A 3748-nucleotide genomic window follows, 5' to 3' on the forward strand; every position below is an offset into this window, starting at 1 on the left:
AAGGCGATCGAACGTCGCGCACCCCTGTGCGGCGAGAGCGGTCCCGGCAGGTGCGCGAACACCTGGCCCCGGGACCTAGACCGGATGGAGCCCGGCCCTGTGAGCACCCTATCGACCCCCACGCCCGCCGACTACGTCGACGCGCCCCGCCGTGAGCTGCTCGACGCGCTCACCGCCGCCGAGGGCGTCCTCGTCGACAACAGCCACGGCATCGGCGCGCCCCGCACCCCCGACGACGTGCGACACGCCGCCCTGGTTGCGCTGGCGACCGCCCGCGCCCTCGCCGTGCTGCTGCTGCGGTTCGAGCCGTGGACGCAGCTCGACGCCCTGCGCGCCGGTGCCCCGCTCGTCGACGTCGCCGCGGCGTGCGGGCTCGACGTTGACGAGGTGCTCGCCGGTCTGCGCTCCCGCGTCGCCGGGCAGGTCGAGCACGGCCTCATGCCGCGCACGGTCGCCGACGAACTGCTCGCCGCCGTCGAGCACGCCGCCGCGTCGCCGCCGGCCTGACCCGTCCCCTGCGCGCTCTCGCGCCCTCACCTGTCCGCACGCACCCTTCCGCGCGCGGTCCACATCGCACACCCTTTCACCAGCACAAACAGGAGATCATCATGCGTCGCATCCCGGTCGACACCACCAAGGTCGCGTTCATCGGCACCGGCAAGGCCGCCGCCCGCGCCAAGTACGCCGAGCTGTCCGACGGCACCCGCCGCCGCGTGCCGGACGCGCAGGACGCCAACGACGACGGCGTGCCGATGTGGGTCGTCGACGTCCTGGTCGACGACGACGACGCCGACCGCGCCGAGGTGATCGGGGTCAAGGTCGCCTCCTACGAGGAGCCGGTGACGGCGAAGTGGCAGCCGGTGCGGTTCGTGAACCTCGTCGCGCTGGGCTACGTCGCGCAGGGCACCGGCCGCGTCGCCTACAGCTTCACCGCCGACGGCATCGAGACGGCCGCCGTCAAGGCCGCCTGACCGGCCCCTGACGTCCCGGTGACACACCACCGGGCGCCCCACCGGCACCGGTGACACACCACCGGCGCCACCCCCTCGACGGCCCCGGCCGGGCTGCACCCCCACGCAGCTCGCCGGGGCCGTCCCCGTCTCCGAAGGGAACCCGCCGTGACCTTGCTCGACGCCATCCGCGGCCGCCACGCCCGCCGCCACTCCCACCGCCTCGACGAGGTCGAGGTCGACGCCTTGGTCGACGCATGGGCGCGGGCCGCCGAGGGCGCCGGGTTCGTCCGTGTCGTGTCCACCGTGACCGGCCCGACCGTGATCGCCCCCCGCCTGGTGCACATCGTGTTGGGCCCGCCGGCGGTGCTGACGGTGCGGCTCGAACCGGGGCAGACCGTCGCCGAGCTGCGCACCCTCGCGCGCCGGCTCGCTCCGCACCTCGGCGCCCGCGCGCTGCGAATCGAGGCCCTCGGCGTCGGCGACCACGCCCGCGTCACCCTGCTCGCCGCGGACCCCCTCGCCGCCCCGGTGGCGCTGCTGCCCGGTCGCGGCGTCCTGCTCGGTCGCGGCGAGGACGGCCGGTGCCTGCGCGTCGAGCCCGCCGACCTGCCGCACCTCATCGCCCAGGGCGCCACCCGGTCGGGCAAGTCCCGGTGGCTCTACGGCCTGGTCGCCCAGCTCGCCGCCCGTGCGGACGTCGAGGTCGCCGGGGTCGACCCGTCCGGGCTGACACTGCGCCCGTTCACCGGCACCCGGCACGCGCACCGGCAGGCGTGCGGCCTCGCCGACCCCGCCCGCGCCGAGGCCGTCCTCGTCGGCCTGGTCGCCGAGATGGACCGCCGCCTCGCCGTGATGCCGACGTGGCTCGACGTGCTGCCCCTCGGCGAGGACGAGCCGCTGATCGCCGTGGTGTTGGAGGAGTACCCGGCCCTGCTGCGCGCGCTCGACGCCGCCGACGCCAAGCTCGGCAAGCGCGTCCGGGCCCTGGTGGCTCGCCTGCTCGCCGAGTCGCACAAGGTGGGCCTGCGCGTCGTCCTGGTCGCCCAGCGCGCCGAGGCGACCATCGTGGGCGGCGCCGAACGGGCCCAGTGCGAAGGCCGGCTGTCGTTCCGTGTCGACACCGCCGAGTCGCTGCGCCTGCTGCACCCCGACGCCGACGACCTCGCCGTCGACCACGCCACCGCCCCCGCCGGTGTCGCCCTGGTGTCGTGGCCCGGCCGGCCGACGTTCCGCCTGCGCGCCCCGCACGTCGCCTCCTACGGCGCGTACGCCGCGGCCGTCACCGCCACCACCCGCGGTGCCGCGTGAGCCCCACACGACCCGTTCCCGCGTCCCTGCCGTCACGTCGGCGCGCTCGCGCCTGCACGGCCGGTGCAGGGCCCGCAACCTGCCTCGCCGACCGCCGCCGGCCTGCCCAGCCTTGCGGGTCCTGCGCCGGCCGTGCTGCCCTCCGGGGCCGACGTGGCGTCAGGGACGCGACCCCCTGCCCGATCCGAGGTGCCCACGGCAGTGCCGCCGGAGGCGCCCCGCAGGACACCCGGTGACGGGCCGCCGGGCCCCCGCGCCCGACGGAGTCGGGGGCGCGGGGGCGGCCGGGCGCAGCCCGGCCCTTGGTATACCGGCGGACACCGCTTCCGCCGCAGGCCAGACACCCACGGTCGAGCGGGTCGAGAAGCGCCGTCAGGGTCGTCGGGACGCTCACGCGCTGCGTGCCCGGTTGTGGGAGGTGTCGACCTTGTCGAGGCTGCGACACTGCGGTCGGGTGTCGTTCACCGGTGCAGGTGGCCCGGTGTTGCGGATCTCCGGTGACGGCGAGGGTGGGCGTCGTGCCGGGTTGGCTGGACTGCAGAGCTGCGGTAGCCCGTGGAGCTGCCCGGTCTGTTGTCGCCGAATCGCCGGTCAGCGGTCCGATGAGTTGCGGGAGGTGCTCGACGCCGTCGCCGCGGCCGGTGGGTCCGTCTGCATGATCACGATGACGACGCGGCACCGCGCCGGGCAGTCGCTGCGCAGCCTGTGGGGCGGGGTGTCCGCGGCGTGGCGCGCGGTGACGTCTGGTCGGGCCGTGGAGCGGGAGCGCGGGACGTTCGGGGTGCTCGGCATGGTGCGGGTCGTGGAGGTCACCCACGGCGAAAGCGGATGGCACTGCCATGTTCACGCGCTCATCGCGTTCGACGGCCCGGTCAGCCGTGAGCTTGCCCAGGAGCTCGGCGGGTCGATGTTCGGTAGGTGGGAGCGAGCGCTGGTCCGGAAGGGGTTCGCCGCGCCGCTGGAGGATCGCGGCGGGCTCGATGTGCGCCCGGTCGACATGGGTGTCGGGTCGCGTGACGCGGTCGCCGAGTACCTGTCCAAGATCAGCGCCGAGATCACGGGCGGCTCGGCGAAGGAAGGGCGGCGCGGCAACCGGACGCCGTTCGGGATCTTGCGTGACGGGCTCGCCACCGGCCTAGCGGACGATCTTGAACTGTGGGCCGAGTGGGAACAGGCGTCCCGCGGCCGACGCCAGATCGCATGGTCTCAGAACTTCAGGAAGTGGGCAGGTGCTCGCCGGGAGCGCAGCGACGAGGAGATCGTGACCGACGACCTCGGCGGTGAGGACATCTTGGCCGTGGAGGCGCAGGACTGGCCTGCGTTGCGCCCGCGGGTGGCCGAGCTGCTCGACGTGGCCGAGCGGGACGGGCCGGTCGCTGCTGCGGAGTGGTTGACGGCGAGGCGTATCGGGTGGTTCCGGTGCCGTCGCGGTGTGCCGCCGGGCAAGAGTGAGGCACGTCACGATATGGCGGAGTGTAGCTAGAGGT

At 74.8% G+C, this 3748-nt stretch carries 4 protein-coding genes; all 4 read left to right on the top strand.

What is annotated here, in order from left to right; genetic code table 11:
* Window positions 1-99 precede the first annotated feature (99 nt).
* The 4 genes from PHY01_RS26790 to PHY01_RS25950 all read left to right on the top strand — a co-directional run bounded on the left by PHY01_RS26790 (window position 100) and on the right by PHY01_RS25950 (window position 3744).
* Window positions 100-507, top strand: a complete 408-nt coding sequence (locus PHY01_RS26790; RefSeq protein ID WP_170183992.1) for a hypothetical protein — start codon at window positions 100-102, stop codon at window positions 505-507.
* Between the two features lie 101 nt (window positions 508-608).
* A complete protein-coding gene (locus tag PHY01_RS25940; RefSeq protein ID WP_141282884.1) occupies window positions 609-971 on the top strand; it encodes a hypothetical protein in 363 nt (120 codons plus the stop codon).
* A 147-nt stretch (window positions 972-1118) separates the two neighbouring features.
* A complete protein-coding gene (locus PHY01_RS25945; RefSeq protein ID WP_141282886.1) occupies window positions 1119-2261 on the top strand; it encodes an FtsK/SpoIIIE domain-containing protein in 1143 nt (380 codons plus the stop codon).
* Between the two features lie 481 nt (window positions 2262-2742).
* Window positions 2743-3744, top strand: coding sequence for a protein rep (locus tag PHY01_RS25950; protein ID WP_246086157.1), 1002 nt, complete (start codon window positions 2743-2745; stop codon window positions 3742-3744).
* The last annotated feature ends 4 nt before the right edge of the window (window positions 3745-3748 follow it).

This window comes from Pseudonocardia hydrocarbonoxydans, from assembly GCF_006539565.1.
Lineage (GTDB): Bacteria > Actinomycetota > Actinomycetes > Mycobacteriales > Pseudonocardiaceae > Pseudonocardia > Pseudonocardia hydrocarbonoxydans.